A 17,174-nucleotide genomic window follows, 5' to 3' on the forward strand; every position below is an offset into this window, starting at 1 on the left:
ACCTAATGCTCTTTGAGGGCATTCTAGAATCAGAAGCTTGCAAGGGATCCGAGTATGGTTCGGCTTTTGGTGGCAACTGCTGTGGTGCTGGTGGGATTTTTGCTGGTTAACCGCCTCTATCGCAACCCGCTGAGTTCGGAGCCGAGACCAGAGCAAGCCAGCCCAGAAGCTGCCCAGCAAGGGATCCCTCAAGGTGGGCCGCTGCAGATTTACCAATCGCGGGATCAACTGCAGCAAACCCTCAACCAAGGGGCCACAGCCACCCAGCAGCAGGTGGAAGCCGTTGAGCAATCCTTGGGCAATCCTTGACAGGTTGCAAGCCCTGCAGGAGTGTCTGGAACGAAACCAAAAGACCAAGGCCCCCTTCTCAACGGGAGAAGGGATCCCTCCCCCAGACTGTGAAGCGCCCCTCAGGCTTGGGCGGATCCCCCAGACGCGCTAAAGTCGAGAATGCTGCAATTTTTATAGACCGTCCATGCGGATCCCTCCTGTTACCCCAGAGAAAGCCGATAAGCAACTGCAAAAGGTTTACGAAAGCCTGGAGAAAACCTACGGCACCGCCCTCAACCCCCTGCAGGTGATGGCCCACAAGCCCCAACTGATGCGAGCCGTGATGAACCTCTACGGGGCGCTGCACACCCAAAACCCCAACTTGCCTGAAGAGCTGAAGGAGCTGGTCAGCATCCGCATTGCCCAAATCAACGGCTGCCGCCACTACTGCCTTCCCTACCACACCCTGCAGGCGCAAAAGTACGGCGCCTCCCCTGCCAAAATTGCGGCGGTGGCCCAGGCCCGCACCAGCACCCTCTACACCGAGGCGGAAAAGCTGGCCATCGAGTACGCTGAGCGGATGACCGTGCCCAGCATGGTGGTCACCGATAGCTTCTTTGCCCAGCTAAAAGCCATTTGGTCAGATGAAGATCTGGTGGAGCTATCGGCTTGGATTGGCTTTATGAACTTCTGGACTAAGGTGATTGCCGCCCTGGATGTGCCTTTGGATCCCATCTTTGCCGAGCAACTTCACGTCTCTTAGGTAGCGGCGGGCTCTCCTCTCCCAGAGGGAGAGGGGATGGGGGTGAGGGATCCCGCCCCCCAGCCTGCCTCTAGGCCCAGTCGTCTCGCGTGCTAAAGCTGCGGTCGTACACCTGGCCGCGGGCATGGATCTGGCGAGTCCGGGCGAACAGCTCTTCTTCGCTCAGGCCCCACTGTTCCAGGATTTGATCCAAATCCCGCTGCAGATCCCAGGCGCCGGGGAAGCCGTGGTAACGGATGCGCAAACGGGCAACTTCCGCCAGTACCCAATCCGAGAGGGGCCTCTCCTGGGCCTGCACCATCAGCTCATCGAGCACAGCCCGGTCGGTGGCATACTGCGGATGTTGCTGCTCTCTCCGGGATGGGCCATTCGCGGGTGAACGGGATACAGCCATCGGCCTCCCTCCTTTTTCTCTCACTCTAGTTGAGTTCCCCTGGAGATTTTCAATATCGAGGATTGGGATCCTTGATGGCATGGGATCCCGAGAAGGCAGAAGAAAACCGCTATACTGCAAATGTTGCAGACTATAAACATTCTTCAGTTGCGGAGGCGGCGGCTATGCCCATGCCCATGATCGAGACCCGTACCGACCGGATGTTGCTCAACTTTGGGCCGCACCATCCCTCCATGCATGGGGTTTTGCGTTTGCTGGTCACCCTAGATGGCGAAAACATCGTCGATTGCGAACCGGTGATCGGCTACTTGCACCGCGGCATGGAGAAAATCGCCGAAAACCGCACGGTGGTGCAATACCTGCCCTACGTCTCCCGTTGGGACTACGGGGCCGGCATGTTTAACGAGGCCATTACCGTCAATGCCGTTGAGAAACTGGCCGGGATCAGCGTGCCCAGACGGGCCAGCTACCTACGGGTGATCATGCTGGAGCTGACCCGCATCACTAACCACCTGCTTTGGTTTGGTCCCTTCTTGGCGGATTTGGGCGCCCAAACCCCCTTCCTCTACGCCATGCGGGAGCGGGAGTGGATCCTAGACTTGTTTGAAGCCGTCACCGGCATGCGCCTGATCAACAACAACTATTTCCGGGTAGGCGGCGTAGCAGTGGATTTGCCCTACGGCTGGACGGAAAAATGCCTAGACTTTTGTGAGTATTTCCTGCCCAAAGTGGATGAGTACGAACGGCTGGTGACCGACAACCCGATTTTCCGCCGACGGCTGGAAGGGGTGGGCACCATCTCCAAGCAGGATGCCATCAATTGGGGGCTGTCCGGCCCCATGTTGCGGGCCTGTGGCGTCAACTGGGATCTGCGCAAAGTGGATCACTACGAATGCTACGACGACTTCGACTGGGAGGTGGCCGTTTATCCCGAAGGGGATTGCCTGGCCCGCTATCGGGTGCGCATGAAAGAGATGCGGGAGTCCTGCAAGATCGTGCACCAAGCCGTCAAGGCTTTGCCAGGAGGCCCCTTTGAAAACCTGGAAGCCAAGCGGATGCTGGAGGGGCCGAAGTCGGAGTGGAACAAAGGGGACTACCAGTTCATCAGCAAAAAGCCTTCCGCCAATTTCAAGATCCCCAAAGGGGAAGCCTACGTGCGGGTGGAGAGCGCCAAAGGAGAGCTGGGCATTTACATCGTGGGAGACGACAACGTTTGCCCCTGGCGCTGGAAGATCCGCCCCCCCGGCTTTGTCAATTTGCAAGTGTTGCCTCAGCTCATTCGCGGCATGAAGGTAGCCGACATGATCGCCATCCTCGGCAGCATTGACATCATCATGGGCGAGGTGGATCGCTAGGAATCGCTAAGATACTTACGGAAAGCGAGGACAAAGGCGATGGCCTGGGCGATCTTGGTTCTGCCGCTGTTGATTGTGTCTGCTATTGCTGCGGTTATCGGCCCCAAGCAATGGGCTAAGTACCAAGAGGAAAGGCGCCGCCGCGCGGAGGAGCTATCCGATGCTCGCCTTCAGGCCATCATCCAGCAGGAGCTACGCCGCCGCAACCGTCCCCCCCAATCGGATCCCAACGGGAAAACTTAGCTACAGGGATCCCAAACCCTACCCAACCCGCCATCTCTAGGGAGCTACTCACCCCCATGACAAACGCTGGTATCGACCTACAACTTGGCTTCGAGACTGCCCTACAGAACCTAGGCTTGGGAGCAGGTGCAGCCCATGCCCTCTGGATGCCCCTGCCGATGTTGCTGCTGATCATCGCCGCCACCTTGGGGGTGATGGTCATGACCTGGCTGGAGCGCAAGATCTCGGCAGCAGCCCAACAGCGGATTGGCCCCAACATGGCCGGCCCTCAGGGGGTGCTGATCCCGATTGCCGATGGCATCAAGCTGCTGACCAAAGAAGATGTTCTGCCCATCTTGGCCGACCCAGTCTTGTTTACGCTGGGGCCGATATTGGTTTTCCTGCCCGTCTTTTTGTGCTACCTGGTGGTTCCCTTTGGCCAGAACCTATTGATCTCCAACATTGCCATTGGCGTGTTCTTCCTGATCGCCACCTCCAGCGTGCAACCCATCGGTTTGTTGATGTCGGGCTACGGTTCCAATAACAAGTACTCCTTGCTGGGTGGGCTACGCGCGGCAGCTCAATCGATCAGCTACGAACTGCCGCTGGCCCTGTCAGTGTTGGCCGTGGTGCTGATGAGCAACGGTCTGGACACGGTGGGGATCGTGGAGCAGCAGAGCGGCCTGGGCATTCTGAGCTGGAACGTCTGGCGGCAGCCCATTGGCTTTGTCATTTTCCTGATCTCGGCTCTGGCGGAAACGGAGCGGATCCCGTTCGATTTGCCGGAAGCAGAAGAAGAGCTGGTAGCCGGTTACCAAACGGAGTACTCCGGCATGAAGTTTGCCCTCTTTTATCTGGGATCCTACGCCAACTTGCTGCTGGCTTCTCTGATTGCGGCAGTGCTGTACTTGGGGGGTTGGTCGTTCGTGGTGCCGGTGGAAACGATTGCCGCCTTGGCCGGGATCCCCTTGGATAACCCCTTCTTGCAGATCGGCGCGGCGGCCTTGGGCATTGTCATGACGATGGTCAAAGCTTTTATCTTCATCTTCTTGGCCATCCTGCTGCGCTGGACCTTGCCGCGGGTGCGCATTGACCAACTGCTGGACTTGGGGTGGAAGTTTTTGCTGCCTGTATCCTTTGTTAACTTGCTGCTGACGGCAGCCCTAAAGCTCGCCTTCCCCACCTTTTTTGGGGGTTGAATGAGAAGTAAAGAGGCCAGAGAGGGAGAACATAGACCATGACTTTTCTAAAGCGTGTCAAAGAATATGTGGGCGATGCCTTCCGAGCCGCCAAGTACATCGGCCAAGGGATGGGGGTTGTCTTCGACCACATGGGCCGGCGCCCGGTAACCGTGCAATACCCCTTCGAAAAGCTGATCCCCTCTGAGCGCTTTCGGGGACGCATCCACTTCGAGTTCGATAAGTGTATTGCCTGCGAGATCTGCGTTCGGGTTTGCCCCATTGATCTGCCGGTGGTGGATTGGGCCTACAACCCAGAGCTGAAGAAAAAGGAGCTCTACAGCTACAGCATCGATTTTGGGGTGTGCATTTTCTGTGCCAATTGTGTGGAGTTTTGCCCCACCAATTGTCTCTCGGTAACCGAGGATTATGAGTTGGCTACTTACGACCGCCATGACCTCAACTACCACCAAGTGGCGATGGGCCGTTTGCCCTCCAAGGTAACTGAGGACCCAATGGTGACCCCACTGCGGGAGTTTGCCTATCTGCCCAAAGGGGTGATCGATCCCCACGATTTACCTGCTGGATCCCAGCGGGCTGGCAAACGACCGGAGGAGATTCTGGCGGAAATGAGAGCGGCCAAAGCTGCTAAGGAAGCCGAAGCGAAAGCAGCCAAGGCTGCTGCGGAATAGCGTGACATACTCCCGCACTCATGCTGACGCAAAGCGCTCCGCGCCGCTGTCCGCCACCCCTAGCCCCTTTCCCAGGGGATGTGACTGTTTGAACTTGTGGGACTGCCTTCCAGCATCGCCCGCTGCCGCAAGGTGATGGCCAGAAAAAGCGTCGAGGCCGCGAAGTTGGAGCTGTCCTTAGTGGGAAGGAGATGCCTGGGGCGCAGAAATAAGGTCTTCTGAACCCTGCGATCTGCAATCAAAGATCTGAGTATGAGTATAGGTGTGGTGTCCTAGTCTGAACCAAAATGGCCATACGTGGGCAGGGCAGATGGCTGCCAGCCTTGGCTAACTTCAGGGGAAGGAAAACGTAAACCTACCCGCCAAGCCAGGGGATGTGGCCAAGCCGCTAAAAGTCTGCGCGACGTTTCCGCTCTTGCGAACCGTTACGGTAAAGGGAATGGGAGCAGTTGATTGGGAGCAGCGCCGGAACAATCTCACCTCGATGAAGTATGGCCCTGAGGGCGGGGTGGAAGCCCAAAAGACATTCTCCACAGCATTTTGGGTTACGGCAACACAGTCGGCATTGGCATCCACATCCAGCCGTCCTCCAGAAGGGACAATTCGGTTGTTAAAAAACACGGTCTGCTGCGTGGGATCCGTAACATACAGGTCAAGGTCATCGATGGTGTTCCAACTCAAGGTAACTTGAATGGGGCCGGTGCCCAATACTGGAGGTGTGGGGGTGGGAGAGGGTGTCGGTGCAGGAGTTGGTGGTGGCCTCAGGGTAGGAGTTGGCGTGGGCGCAGGTTCCCCAGTGACCCTCTGAGCAAAGTTTCCTTGGAAAGTATTGCCAGCCAGGTAGGCTGCGACTACCGCATCTGGGGTGCCGGGGGCCGCCTGAATTGCCACTCCTACGCCCTCGCCCCGAGCTAGGAACGTATTCCCGGAAATGGTGCGGGCCTGGGTTCCCTGCAAAATACGAATGCCGACACTGCCGGCTATCCTGCCCACGCCGATCCGGTTGGATTGAATGGATGGAATTGAGCCTGCCCCATCCAGCTGAATCCCGGTAGTGCCACTCGTACCTGCTTGCCGCGCCTGCAGTACCAAGCCGGCTCCAGCCGTGGGTGGATCCCCTTCGATTTGGTTGTTGCGGAAGATCCCGCCGGAGTTGTCACCATAGCGAACGGCCAAAGCCCCCAAAGCCTGCAGGAGAATTGTGTTGTTTTCAAGGATGGGATTGCTGCCCGGCACAGTGCCTATGCCCACCCCACCCGTTTTACTGACAATCGGCGAGACACGGCTGACCCGGCCATTCCCAGAGATCTGCACACAGGGATCCAAAAATTGCTGGCACAAAATCTCGGCCAATTGGTTCAAGGCTCCCTCTAGAACCGCAGCATTGCCGTTGACCAAGATGTTGGAGCGAGGGTCGTTGAGGGTGACCTTGCGCGGCTGAAAAGTGCCGTTGTTCACCTGCACCCGTCCACCCCCCAGCACCACATCTACCCCCTGCAGGCTGGTTTGGCTGGCTACAATCACGTCAAAGAGCCCGGTCAGGATCTCATAGGCGGTGGAGCTGGTGATGCGAATGCGACCGCCGTTGGTGCCATCGCCGCCATCCAGGGCCAGGTTGCTTTGCAAAGTTTCCCTGCCCGTCCCCAAAATCTCGATCAGCACCTCCAGGCCGGCTGTGGCAGTCTGAAGTCGCTGCGCCTCTGCAACTGCGTCTGCCAGTTTGGTAAAGGGGCCACTGGCCGGATCCACTCTCAGGATGATGGGCCCGCCACCTGGCGGAGGAAGAGGTGGAGAACTGCCGCCGCCACCCCCACAGCCGAGGGCAACCCCCGCCAACAGAGGCAGCAAGGCTGAACAGATCCCCCAACCAGATTTGGATACTTGGCCAAGCATAGGTGGAAAGCCCCTTACAAGCGCTTAGCGGTTAAGGTTGTTACAGCAACAAACAAGAGCAACAAACAACTGCCACGAGGTCAAAGTGCAGATGGCCAAGTTGCGATCCAATGCCCTCAGCAAAAGCATCCTCTGATGGATCCTCTGTTTAGTCAAGGCTTCGCCAGGGATCCGCAATCAATCGGCAACAAAAATCTCAAAAATCTAGCGCTCTTCAGGTACTTCGAGGGTTCCGGCGAGGATGTCTTGCTGCACCGCTTCCACAGCAGCCACCAAATCTGCCGGGAGCAAGGCTTGGTTGTACTCATCCAGAGCATAGCCCACACCCTCGTTCTCCAGGCCAAAGGTTTGAATGCCGCCGACAAAGTTGCCTTAAAGTTGCCTTAAAGTTGCCTTCCACCACGCTGCGAATCACTTCATAGGTGGCCATATCCACCCGCTTCAGCATCGAGGTGAGACCGTGGTTGAGGGTGGCAGGGTTGTTATCGGTATCCCCCAGGTAGTTTTGGTTAGCATCCACACCGATAAAGAACAGCGGACGGGTATCTCCGCTGCAGATGCTGGCATAATCGGCGGGTTTGGGCACTTCCGCAAAGGGATCTCGAATGAAACTCACCCCGGCGGGCAGCCCTGTAGGATGCTGTTGGGCCAGAGCAGCCCAAAGAGCAGCGAGGTAACATCATCTCCCGCCGTATCCGTGTCGATCAAAAAGCGTTGCACAGCCATACCCAGGCTAAGCCCAAATCAAGGTGTCATCTTAACCCTTGCAGGCAGTCTCAGGGCAGCCATTGAGCCGGTGTATCTTGAGAGGGGATCCGTGTAGGCTTGAGTCGATTGATGTCCTCTTCCATCCGCTCCATTACACCACAACAGATGGCCCAATACCTACAGGATCCCGAGGCCGGCCCTCTGCAATTGATCGATGTGCGGGAACCGGCAGAGCTGGAGCTGGTGAATTTAAATGCCCTGGGCTTTCGCAACTACCCCTTGAGCCAGTACGAGGAATGGAGGGAACGGATCCTCACAGAGCTGGATCCAGATCAGCCAACTTTTGTGCTCTGCCATCATGGCCTCCGCTCTGCTCAGATGAGCCGGTGGCTACAGGCCAACGGGTTCACCCAGGTTTATAACATCAGCGGCGGCATTCACGCTTGGGCCTGTGAGGTGGATCCCTCCCTGCCCACCTATTGAGGTCACGGGCAAACCAGCACCATGTTCCCCATTCTTCATCTGCAGGGGGATCCCCAGCAACGAGGCCAACAGTATGGATCCCAGGCGGCCCAACTCATTCGCCACAGCATTGCTAGTTACGCCCGCCAATTTGCCTACCGCTGTGGTCTCACCTGGCAGCAGGCCCAGACCCAAGCAGAGGGATCCCTGCCCTGGCTAGAGCGCCACGTGCCCCACCTGCTGGAAGAAATCCAAGGCATTGCCGCGGGGAGTGGCTTCCGTTTTGCCGAGATTCTGGCCCTCAATTTGCGCACCGAGATTTTATCCAGATCGGTTGTCGGTGGATCCCATCCCGACTGCGCCGCTGCTCTGGAACACAATCTCCAAAACGGAGTACCCCAGCACCCAGCGGATCCTGCTCATGAATGCAAGGCAATGGAGAAACTCATCGATCCAAACCCAGCCAAGTCAGATGGGGGAGAATGTACTACCCTAGCGGCCTTGCCCCAGGTTACCTCCACCCACCACACCTATCTGGCCCAAACCTGGGATTGGCTTGGGGAGCAGCGCAGGGCCTGTGTGCTGTTGCGCGTTCACTCCGATACCCACCCTGCCTACCTCACCCTGACCGAAGCTGGGATCCTGGCCAAAATCGGCCTCAACCGAGCAGGGTTGGCCGTGGCCCTCAACCTCTTGCGCTCTACCCTAGATGGGCAAACCGAGGGAATGCCGGTGCATTTGCTATTGCGCTTGTTGTTGGAGTGTGAGGAGTGGCAGCAAGCTGTGGAGAGGGTGGGATCCTATCCTTACACCGCGTCCTCTTGTGTCAGCGTTGCGGGTACCGCAGGACAGGCGGTAGGCCTACAGCCCGCTAGTGCAATCAGCTTTGAAATCAGTCCACGAGGAATTGGCCTGCATCTCCCTCAAGGAGGGATCCTCGCCCACACCAATCATTTCCTGGATCCGGCCTTGCGAGAAGATGGCTGCCCCCCCACACAGGATCCTCCACAAGGCTAGAACGGGCCTATCATTTGCTTCGCCAGAGCGCTCAAACCGGAACCCTAGAGGCGGTCACTCTTCAAAAAATCCTACAGGACCGGACGAATGCCCCCCACTGCATCTGCCGCCATCCGGATCCCCATCTGCCCGCCTGGGATCGCACCGAAAGCGTGGCGGCTGTGGTGATGGATTTGAACCGGCAAATCTTACACCTGGCCCCCAACATTCCCGATCAAGTGGAGTTTGTACCGATTTCCGGGATTTTCTAGGTTTGGAAGATGCAGTAGGATCGAGCTGAAGAGAGAGGAGGGGCAGGCGATCGCGTCCTTGCTGTCGCCACCAGACAGCGGGATGAGGAAAGTCCGGGCTTTCAGAAGAACACACCGCTGGGGAAAGCCCAGTGCGGGTAACCGCGAGGATAGTGCCACAGAAACATACCGCCGATGGCTGGGATCCCAGCACAGGTAAGGGTGCAAAGGTGGGGTAAGAGCCCACCAGCAACGTCGTGAGGCGTTGGCTCGGTAAACCCCGGTGGAAAGCAAGGCCGCAGCCGCAGGATCATGGCTGTTCTTCGCCCCTGTCGGTTGCATCGAGGTCACGGTACCCAAAGTGGGGAAGGGTGCTCTCGATGGTGGTGAGCCGCTAGAGGGTGATGGTAACATCACTCCCAGATAGATGATCGCCAGTGCAACTCTGCACTACAGAACCCGGCTTACAACCTCCTCTCTTTTCTATCTGGTCTCTGTTGGGTCACGCCTGCCATCCACAGCTCCACGCAGGCTTGCAGAAGGGGGGGGATCCTGGCGGTTTCGGCGCCTTTCTCTGATTTTTTAGATTTTTCATCCGATAGCTGCCCCTCAACAGAGGGCTCGGTTCCGTCGGCGCCAACGGAAGGCAACTCGGCAGTTACCGCCAACATTGCTGCTCCCAAAATCATTACATGCAAAACCCCAACGGCTGCATAAAGGCGATCTGGCTCGACAGATTGCAACTCAGAGTTGGGAAATCGCCGCAAATACTCTGTCAGCTGTTCTTGGGCCTGAGAAAAACCCATCCGCAAGGCGCGACGATGTTCCTCAGAATAAAGGCCAGCCTCCCCGACCAGGGAGCGCACCAGTTCAGGATTATCGGCCAAAGCCCGAAAACAGGTGTGGACATAGCGCAGGAGAATGGCTTGTAACCCAGAGCCTTGAGAGGGGGCGGGATCCGCCTTCAGGGGCAGATCGGCTATGCCGGAAAAGACCCCCAGCTCCCCAAATACGGCCAGGAGTAACCCTTGCTTGGTGCCGAAGTGCCGAAACAGGGTGACCTCATTCACTCCGGCCAAATCCGCAATTTGACGGGTGGTGGTTTGGGTGATGCCCTGACGAACGAACAGCTCCCGAGCCGCATTCAGCAGCCTTTGCCGAGAAGAAGGACGTGCCATAGTGAGGAGAAAACCTGAAGAATTGCGGCGGGCTGCAAGTGACGCTTGCATTTACGGTGGAATACCGCTAGGCTTAATGTCAAGCGAGAGGATGTCGGCAGCGTTGCCTCTGCTCCTCTTCTTCCTGTGTAGCCAAGTTCATCACAGCGGAGCACATAGCAAGTCACCGCTGGCTATGGCGGTGTCTTCAGGGGTTTGACTCCGTTTTCACGTTGGGCCGCTGTTATCCGGCGGCCTTAACTTGGGCTTTGTGTTTTGGCTCTTTCCTAGTCAGTCTAGTCTACTTCTTCTTCTGAGGTTTTGTGGGTTCATGACCACTTCTTTTTCTCGCCAATCGCTGAATCATCCCGCTCCGCTCATTCAGCCCGAGCCCCAAGAATCCTTTCGGTTTGCTTGGGAACATGTGCTCTTCTTTGCCATCTTTCACGTGGTGGCTTTGGTGGGAGGCATTTTCTTCTTCTCCTGGCCCGCTCTGGGAGTAGCCCTATTTCTCCACTGGTGTTTCGGCAGCTTAGGCATCTGCTTGGGGTACCACCGCCTGCTCAGCCATCGTAGTTTCCAGGTGCCCAAGTGGCTGGAATATGTCTTCACGACTCTCGGTGCCCTGGCCGTTCAAGGGGGGCCGATCTTTTGGGTGGGCGGCCATCGTCAGCATCACGCCTTCACCGAAGACGAGGAGAAGGATCCCTATTCTGCTCGTAAGGGCTTTTGGTGGAGCCATGTGCTCTGGCTGATCTACCACCGCGAAGAATTTTTCAACCCTGAGAAGTATTCTGCCTTTGCGCCCGACTTGGCTCGGGATCCCTTCTACCGCTGGCTGGATAGGTATGCTCTGCTTCTGCAACTGCCGTTGGCTGCAATACTCTACCTGCTGGGGGGCTGGTCATTCGTCGTGTACGGTATCTTTGTGCGGACAGTGCTGCTACTGCATTGTACCTGGTTGATCAACTCGGCCAGCCACTTCTGGGGTTACCGAACTTTCGAGAGCAACGACAATGCCCGTAACCTTTGGTGGGCGGCCATTCTGACCTATGGTGAAGGCTGGCACAACAACCATCATGCCGACCCGAAGTGCGTTAAGGCCGGTTTGCGTTGGTGGGAGATCGACATGACCTACTGGGCCATTTGGCTGTTGGCGAGATTGGGCCTGGCTCGTAAGCTGCACCTGCCTGCCCAAGGCCAAGCTGCTCGCTGAACTGGTTTTTCCCAGACCTTGCAGAGGAATCATCCGGGGATCCCTATCCCTAGGGATCCCTTTTGGGTTGCAGAGAGAGCTAGTCTTCTAAGGGGCTATACTGCCACGCTCCATAGTGGTCAAGAATACGCTTAATTTGTTCTATGTCGGCATCGGGTTCTTGATGAATATGCAATGCCTCTATTTGGCTGTCTTGGTAGCGAAAGGTGGAGTTTTTTTTCCACTCCAGCTCCGTTTCTACCCCTGAAACACAAGCCAAATGGGCAGCCAATTCCCGATAAACCATCAGAGGCATAGAATCGTAGCGAACAGCGTAGCGTTTCAGCTTGGGGACGCTCACGTATGACAACCCAATCAACGTAGCTCAAAACAACTCAAGTATAGTCACTTCAAGTTAGATTAAGACGCTTCCTAACTACTCCGCGGTGTCGCCCAAATGCTCCGCATCACTTCCGCGAGCCCCCCAATCCCTCTCCCTAAGAGAGAGAAGAGCTAGGAAGCACTGCAACGGAACAGTTTCATTCCTCATTGAAATGACTATAACTTCTGGGCAATACAGTCACCAAAACCCCCCCGCTCAACACTCTTTGCTGGACACTTGACCAGCAAAATGGGATGGGACTAAGCAATTTTGTCATCGACCAAGGTGCAGCAGTTTACCTGATCCAGGCAAATCTTTCCCCATTGCAAGGCCCAGCGTACTAAGGCCACCCGATTTGCCGTTCGGGTCTTGCTCAAAATATTGCTGATGTGATTGTCAACGGTGCGCTTGCTGATCTCTAGGCGTTCCGCGATGTCCTGATTGGTCAGTCCTGCTGCAATCAACTCAATGACCTGCAGCTCCCGTTCGGACAACAAGTCTGCGGAATGATAGTCAGTACCCATTCCGAATGCCTGCTTAAGATGAACTGTAAAGATTACCTACCCCAATTCTAGGGGATCACCCCTGAGATGGATAGCCCTGCAGCAGGGAAATCTTGAGCGATTCTCGGCCAGACTCCGGCTGCAGGCCACTGATGCGAGCGTTTTCGGATAGGCTTCACAAGGGATCCAAGTGCTTCCGGGGCAGTTCCACCTGAACCCACAGCCCACTGGTTTGTGGGTGATTGCGCAGTTGGATGGTGCCCCCATGAACCTCGACAATCTGCCGCACAATTGCCAGCCCTAGGCCGGTTCCGCCTTTGCTGCGGGCCCGCGCAGTGTCGGTGCGGTAAAAGGGCTGAAAGACCAACTCAAATTGATCTTCTGGCAGGCCGGGGCCGTGGTCGTACACCTCTAGCCGCACCTGGGATCCCTGCTCCGAAAGCACCACGTGGATAGGAGAGTCGGGCTTGCCATACTTGACGGCGTTGTCCAAGAGATTGAGAACGAGGCGGTATAGGCGTTGCTCATCTCCCCAGAGGTAAATCTGGGACAATCCGCTCAGGTGCAGTTCCTGGTGGCGGGGTTTGGCCAACGGCTCCAAACTTTGCCAGGCTTCCTGCACCAGACTTGCCAGATCCACCCAGCGCCACTGAGAGCGGGATGCGGCTCCCAGATTGAGGGCACTGAGTTCGAGCAAGTCTTGAACCAAATGGCTCAGGCGCAGAGTTTCATTTAGCAATCGTTCCACCCAGACTGCTTGAGCGGCATCGACCCGGCTTTGTAAAGTTTCGGCCAGCAAGCGAATGGAGGTGAGGGGGGTTTTCAGCTCGTGAGCCACATCCGAAGCCCAGCGATCCCGCTGTTGGGCCAGCATTTTTGCTTCCAGCCGGTCTTCTAAAAAAATGGCCACGTGCGCTTGCGGCAGCAGCAACCCCCAAGCCCGCAGCGGAATCGGTTTGCCATCCCCACCGGAAGGGTAGAAAATCCATTCGCGACTTTGGACAGGAGCAGCGGTCTCCTGTCGGCGGGTAGCCTCGATGAGCTGATCCAACTCGTAGGAGCGCACCCATTCCAGCAAGAGCTTGATGCCCGGCTGCCATTGGCTGATGCGCAGCAGGCGCTGGGCGGCAGGATTGCACTCCAGCACCACGTTGTTTTCGTCTACCCGCAGATATCCCCAAGGGAGCCGCTGACTCAGGTATTGCCAGTTTTGCAGTTGCTGTTTTTGGTTGGCCCAATCCAGATCTTGTTGGCGAAGATAACGGCTGAGCAAGCTGAGCATCTGTTCCAGGGAGTGGAGGGGCATGGCCAGATGCACCAGGGATCCCAACCGCTGCAATTCGCATCTGAAACGGCGCCGAGTCTGCCACAGCAGGAGCAACGTGCAAAGCAAACCGATTCCCAACCCGATCAGGATCCCGGCTTCCAGTCCCATGTTCCCACCACCTTTGCTGCCATTGTCGCTCAGGGAAGCAAGAGTGGAGGCGAAAGCCCGGTTGCCGGCCTCTTATCGACGATGTACGAGGGTGGTACTGGCTTGGTCGGTGGGCACAAGCAAGATCTCGCTGATGTTCACGTGGGGGGGACGGGTTGCCGCAAACACCACCACTTCAGCCACATCCATCGCCGTCAAGGGGGTGAGGCCCTGATACACTGCTGCCGCGCGGGCGCGATCCCCACGGAAGCGCACTTGGCTGAACTCGGTTTCCACCAGGCCCGGCTGAATCTCGGTGACGCGAATGGGGGTGCCCAGTAAATCCAGCTTCAGCCCCTCGGAGATGGCCCGCACGGCGGCCTTAGAAGCGCAATACACAGCGCCACCTGGGTAGGTCTGCCGACCGGCAATGGAGCCGATGTTCACCACATGGCCTCGACCTCGCTCCACCATGCCGGGCAAAACGGCGCGGGTAACATAGAGCAGACCCTTGAGGTTGGTATCGATCATCTCTTCCCAGTCTTGCAAGGCCCCCATGTGGAGCTTGTCTAAGCCACGACTTAAACCGGCATTGTTGATCAAGATGTCGATGTCGGCCCACGGCGAGGGCAGAGATTGGAGCGCCTGCTGCACGGCTGTCCCATCCCGCACATCCAAAGCCAGCAGGTAGGAAGAAGTGCCATAAGCCTGCTGCAACTCCCCAGCCAGTTCCTGCAGCCGATCCTGACGGCGGGCCACCAGAATCAGGCGGGCTCCAGAACGAGCAAAAAGGGTGGCACAAGCGGCCCCAATGCCGCTACTGGCTCCGGTGATGAGCACGATGGAGTTTTCAAGCATCATTTGCTAATTCAAATGCTGTGATTTCAGTTGGGTTGAGTCGGAGAAAAATGGACAGCCGCCCCCAGCTTCCTCCTCAGTGGGAGGCTACAGCCATTCTAGGAGTTCGAGCCACTTCCCCAGGGGGGAGCCTGGGATCCAGCAAACGAATCGTTTCTCTGCCGTTCGGTAGCGACGCTACCGCTTCCTGCAAAAGCTCCTTAAAGAGAGCGCTCCAGCAGCTTGACGCAAGCATACAGAGTATCCAAATGGGGAGTGGGCACCCCCACCAAACGCCCCAACTCGGTGATGGCTCCCACAATGGCCTCGATCTCCGTCCGTCGCCCCAGCTCAACATCCTGCAGCATCGAGGTGCGATGGGATCCCACGCGGGCTGCATCTTCTAGCCGCTCTTCCAAAGAGACCGGCAGCCGGATCCCTAGAGCTTGGGCTACAGCCTCAACTTCCCGCATCACCGACCGAACCAGAGCATGGGTGGGTGGGTACTGAGCGATCTCATCTTGAGCAGCTCGGGTGAGGGCGCTGATGGGATTGAAGGCGGCATTGCCCCACAGTTTCTGCCAGATCTCGGCCCGAATCTGCGAGGTGAGGGTGGTGGCAAGCTGCGCCTGTTCAAAGATGGCGGCCAAGGACTGCAGCCGTCCTGACAGGGATCCATCCGGCTCCCCCAGAATGTAGCGCCCACCCCCTGTGTGCAAGACCACTCCTGGCTCTGCCAACTGCACGGCAATGTACACCACACAGCCAATCACCCGCTCTATCGGCAAATGAGCAGCGATAACCCCTTCTGGATCCACGGAAGTCAGGGAATGCCCCTCAAACTCGCCCCCATGCCGGTAAAAGTACCACCAGGGGATACCATTCTGGGCGATCACAATGGGGGTGTCGGGGCCACACAGGGATCCCAGTCGAGGGGCAAGCTGCGGCAAGCTGTGGGCCTTGACCGTCACTATCAGCCAGTCCTGTGGGCCCAGGGCAGCCGGATCGTCGGTGGCCGTCAACCGCTCTACCCAGGTTTGGGAGGGATCCCCCTGCCGGATGAGCTTCAGACCTTGGGTGCGGATGGCCTGCAGGTGAGCTCCACGGGCCACGACACTGACGGGAAAGCCAGACCGAGCCAGGCATATGGCCAAGTGACTTCCCACCGCCCCGGCGCCAACGATACAAATCTTCATGAGTCTATCATCTTTCCGCCACCCACCTCATATCCAGGTGGCCAATTGACATGGAATTGACATGGAGCTGTAACAAGGCCCGATACCGGGCCCGGGAGAAATCCTCGACAGCTTTACTCTGCCCCCCCTTGGGTCACCCTTAGGATCCCATATCCAAGTGCCACGCCCACCAGGGTCAGCACAATGCAGAGTCCAGCAATGGTGAAGATCTCGCCAGCCATAGATTCAGCTTCCTCGCAAATGGGATACATCGCCTTCTCAGGATATCGGATCCCAAGCCCTGGCCTTCACTCCAAGGGTGTAGCGGCCCAAACCCAACTCCTCGAAAAACAGTCGTTCTCCCAGACTTGATGAGATCCGGCTATCCGCCTCTATAATGAAAGCAATTTACAAGTCTTTACCGGCATAGGCTAAGTTGTAATGCCTACAGCCGTAAAACTTGTTTGGTGGCTCTCGAATGGCCCGTTGGGCCTCGCGAGTTGTGGAAACGGTTCTAAGTAAGGTCTTGAAGCGCTAGGGATCCTGACTTAACGGGAAACTCCTGAGCAGTTCTTGCCAAAGAGCCGTTCAAGGAAACTGAGGCAAAAGACCCAGGAGTTGAGTCTTTATACCTAGGCTCCGCTCCTGCTTCGAAGAAGCAAACTTTGTGGTTTCATTAACGTCCTCATTCATTTAGATGTCTTTAAGGAGTAGTTCAGATGACCATAGCGGTAGGGCGCGTGCGTCAGGAGCGAGGATGGTTCGACATCGTCGATGACTGGCTCAAGCGCGACAGATTCGTGTTTATCGGCTGGTCCGGGCTGCTGCTGTTCCCCTGCGCTTACCTAGCCCTGGGCGGCTGGCTCACCGGCACCACCTTTGTAACTTCCTGGTACACCCACGGGTTGGCCAGCTCCTACCTGGAAGGGTGCAACTTTTTGACCGTAGCCGTCTCCACCCCCGCCGACAGCATGGGCCACAGCCTGCTGCTGCTGTGGGGCCCGGAAGCCCAGGGGGACTTCACCCGCTGGTGCCAGATTGGGGGGCTGTGGACCTTTGTGGCCCTGCACGGAGCGCTGGGGCTGATTGGCTTTATGCTGCGGCAATTTGAGATTGCCCGGCTGGTGGGGGTGCGGCCCTACAACGCCATTGCGTTTAGCGCGCCGATAGCGGTGTTTGTGAGCGTGTTTTTGATTTACCCGCTGGGGCAGAGCAGCTGGTTTTTTGCGCCCAGCTTTGGGGTGGCGGGGATTTTCCGCTTTTTGCTGTTTTTCCAGGGGTTCCACAACTGGACGCTGAACCCGTTCCACATGATGGGGGTGGCTGG

19 protein-coding genes, 1 other RNA gene and 2 pseudogenes are annotated in these 17,174 nt (G+C 57.2%); 12 read left to right on the plus strand and 10 right to left on the minus strand.

Features of this window, described 5'->3' with window-relative positions:
- Positions 1 to 54 precede the first annotated feature (54 nt).
- On the plus strand, positions 55 to 309 hold the full coding sequence (locus ACVWYY_RS00815; protein ID WP_414331870.1) for a hypothetical protein: 255 nt from the start codon (positions 55 to 57) through the stop codon (positions 307 to 309).
- A gap of 166 nt (positions 310 to 475) precedes the next feature.
- Positions 476 to 1,033 (plus strand): carboxymuconolactone decarboxylase family protein, encoded by a 558-nt coding sequence (locus tag ACVWYY_RS00820; RefSeq protein ID WP_414331869.1) that lies wholly within the window; start codon positions 476 to 478, stop codon positions 1,031 to 1,033.
- A gap of 70 nt (positions 1,034 to 1,103) precedes the next feature.
- Here the strand turns inward: ACVWYY_RS00820 and ACVWYY_RS00825 are convergent, their stop codons facing one another.
- Positions 1,104 to 1,427, minus strand: coding sequence for a DUF3288 family protein (locus tag ACVWYY_RS00825; RefSeq protein WP_414421961.1), 324 nt, complete (start codon positions 1,425 to 1,427; stop codon positions 1,104 to 1,106).
- Between the two features lie 170 nt (positions 1,428 to 1,597).
- On the opposite strand from ACVWYY_RS00825, the gene ACVWYY_RS00830 reads away from it, so the two are divergent.
- The 4 genes from ACVWYY_RS00830 to ndhI are packed head-to-tail and all read left to right on the plus strand — an operon-like array spanning position 1,598 to position 4,874.
- Positions 1,598 to 2,782 (plus strand): NAD(P)H-quinone oxidoreductase subunit H, encoded by a 1,185-nt coding sequence (locus ACVWYY_RS00830; protein ID WP_457439292.1) that lies wholly within the window; start codon positions 1,598 to 1,600, stop codon positions 2,780 to 2,782.
- A 39-nt stretch (positions 2,783 to 2,821) separates the two neighbouring features.
- Entirely contained in the window at positions 2,822 to 3,025 is a 204-nt protein-coding gene (locus ACVWYY_RS00835; protein ID WP_414352220.1) for a hypothetical protein, read from the plus strand.
- Between the two features lie 56 nt (positions 3,026 to 3,081).
- On the plus strand, positions 3,082 to 4,203 hold the full coding sequence (gene nuoH, locus ACVWYY_RS00840) for an NADH-quinone oxidoreductase subunit NuoH (protein WP_414331864.1): 1,122 nt from the start codon (positions 3,082 to 3,084) through the stop codon (positions 4,201 to 4,203).
- A gap of 38 nt (positions 4,204 to 4,241) precedes the next feature.
- Positions 4,242 to 4,874, plus strand: coding sequence for an NAD(P)H-quinone oxidoreductase subunit I (gene ndhI / locus ACVWYY_RS00845; RefSeq protein ID WP_011432505.1), 633 nt, complete (start codon positions 4,242 to 4,244; stop codon positions 4,872 to 4,874).
- A gap of 333 nt (positions 4,875 to 5,207) precedes the next feature.
- Here ndhI and ACVWYY_RS00850 read toward each other — a convergent pair whose 3' ends face one another.
- Together ACVWYY_RS00850 and ACVWYY_RS00855 are read right to left on the minus strand one after the other, a co-directional pair.
- Positions 5,208 to 6,722, minus strand: a complete 1,515-nt coding sequence (locus ACVWYY_RS00850; protein WP_414522942.1) for a right-handed parallel beta-helix repeat-containing protein — start codon at positions 6,720 to 6,722, stop codon at positions 5,208 to 5,210.
- Between the two features lie 349 nt (positions 6,723 to 7,071).
- On the minus strand, positions 7,072 to 7,383 hold the full coding sequence (locus ACVWYY_RS00855; RefSeq protein ID WP_414343312.1) for a hypothetical protein: 312 nt from the start codon (positions 7,381 to 7,383) through the stop codon (positions 7,072 to 7,074).
- A 209-nt stretch (positions 7,384 to 7,592) separates the two neighbouring features.
- Here ACVWYY_RS00855 and ACVWYY_RS00860 point away from each other — a divergent pair, with 209 nt between their 5' ends.
- The 4 genes from ACVWYY_RS00860 to rnpB all read left to right on the plus strand — a co-directional run bounded on the left by ACVWYY_RS00860 (position 7,593) and on the right by rnpB (position 9,667).
- Positions 7,593 to 7,958, plus strand: coding sequence for a rhodanese-like domain-containing protein (locus ACVWYY_RS00860; RefSeq protein WP_457439277.1), 366 nt, complete (start codon positions 7,593 to 7,595; stop codon positions 7,956 to 7,958).
- Positions 7,959 to 7,979: 21 nt separating this feature from the next.
- The gene (locus tag ACVWYY_RS00865) at positions 7,980 to 8,954 is read left to right on the plus strand and encodes a C45 family autoproteolytic acyltransferase/hydolase (RefSeq protein ID WP_457402087.1); all 975 of its coding nucleotides are present in this window, start codon (positions 7,980 to 7,982) and stop codon (positions 8,952 to 8,954) included.
- A gap of 14 nt (positions 8,955 to 8,968) precedes the next feature.
- Positions 8,969 to 9,205, plus strand: a complete 237-nt coding sequence (locus tag ACVWYY_RS00870) for a hypothetical protein (RefSeq protein WP_457402085.1) — start codon at positions 8,969 to 8,971, stop codon at positions 9,203 to 9,205.
- A 32-nt stretch (positions 9,206 to 9,237) separates the two neighbouring features.
- Positions 9,238 to 9,667, plus strand: an RNA gene (gene rnpB / locus ACVWYY_RS00875) — RNase P RNA component class A.
- Positions 9,668 to 10,206: 539 nt separating this feature from the next.
- On the opposite strand, the pseudogene ACVWYY_RS00880 reads toward rnpB, so the two are convergent.
- A pseudogene (locus ACVWYY_RS00880) lies at positions 10,207 to 10,413 on the minus strand (helix-turn-helix domain-containing protein); the annotation flags it as partial.
- A gap of 259 nt (positions 10,414 to 10,672) precedes the next feature.
- On the opposite strand from ACVWYY_RS00880, the gene ACVWYY_RS00885 reads away from it, so the two are divergent.
- Positions 10,673 to 11,557, plus strand: coding sequence for an acyl-CoA desaturase (locus ACVWYY_RS00885; protein ID WP_457439279.1), 885 nt, complete (start codon positions 10,673 to 10,675; stop codon positions 11,555 to 11,557).
- 79 nt (positions 11,558 to 11,636) lie between these two features.
- Here the strand turns inward: ACVWYY_RS00885 and ACVWYY_RS00890 are convergent, their stop codons facing one another.
- The 6 genes from ACVWYY_RS00890 to petM all read right to left on the minus strand — a co-directional run bounded on the left by ACVWYY_RS00890 (position 11,637) and on the right by petM (position 16,089).
- Positions 11,637 to 11,897, minus strand: a complete 261-nt coding sequence (locus ACVWYY_RS00890) for a hypothetical protein (protein WP_238376896.1) — start codon at positions 11,895 to 11,897, stop codon at positions 11,637 to 11,639.
- 281 nt (positions 11,898 to 12,178) lie between these two features.
- Positions 12,179 to 12,442, minus strand: coding sequence for a photosynthetic electron transport-dependent transcriptional regulator PedR (gene pedR, locus ACVWYY_RS00895; protein WP_011432496.1), 264 nt, complete (start codon positions 12,440 to 12,442; stop codon positions 12,179 to 12,181).
- 154 nt (positions 12,443 to 12,596) lie between these two features.
- Positions 12,597 to 13,856 (minus strand): sensor histidine kinase, encoded by a 1,260-nt coding sequence (locus ACVWYY_RS00900; RefSeq protein ID WP_457439281.1) that lies wholly within the window; start codon positions 13,854 to 13,856, stop codon positions 12,597 to 12,599.
- A gap of 72 nt (positions 13,857 to 13,928) precedes the next feature.
- Positions 13,929 to 14,696, minus strand: a complete 768-nt coding sequence (locus ACVWYY_RS00905; RefSeq protein ID WP_457439283.1) for an SDR family oxidoreductase — start codon at positions 14,694 to 14,696, stop codon at positions 13,929 to 13,931.
- Positions 14,697 to 14,893: 197 nt separating this feature from the next.
- Positions 14,894 to 15,868 (minus strand): ketopantoate reductase family protein, encoded by a 975-nt coding sequence (locus ACVWYY_RS00910; RefSeq protein ID WP_414419100.1) that lies wholly within the window; start codon positions 15,866 to 15,868, stop codon positions 14,894 to 14,896.
- Positions 15,869 to 15,981: 113 nt separating this feature from the next.
- On the minus strand, positions 15,982 to 16,089 hold the full coding sequence (gene petM / locus ACVWYY_RS00915; RefSeq protein WP_414329137.1) for a cytochrome b6-f complex subunit PetM: 108 nt from the start codon (positions 16,087 to 16,089) through the stop codon (positions 15,982 to 15,984).
- Positions 16,090 to 16,566: 477 nt separating this feature from the next.
- Here petM and ACVWYY_RS00920 point away from each other — a divergent pair.
- Positions 16,567 to 17,174 (plus strand): annotated as a pseudogene (locus ACVWYY_RS00920) (photosystem II D2 protein (photosystem q(a) protein)); the annotation flags it as partial.

This window comes from Thermostichus sp. MS-CIW-34 (genome assembly GCF_054060435.1).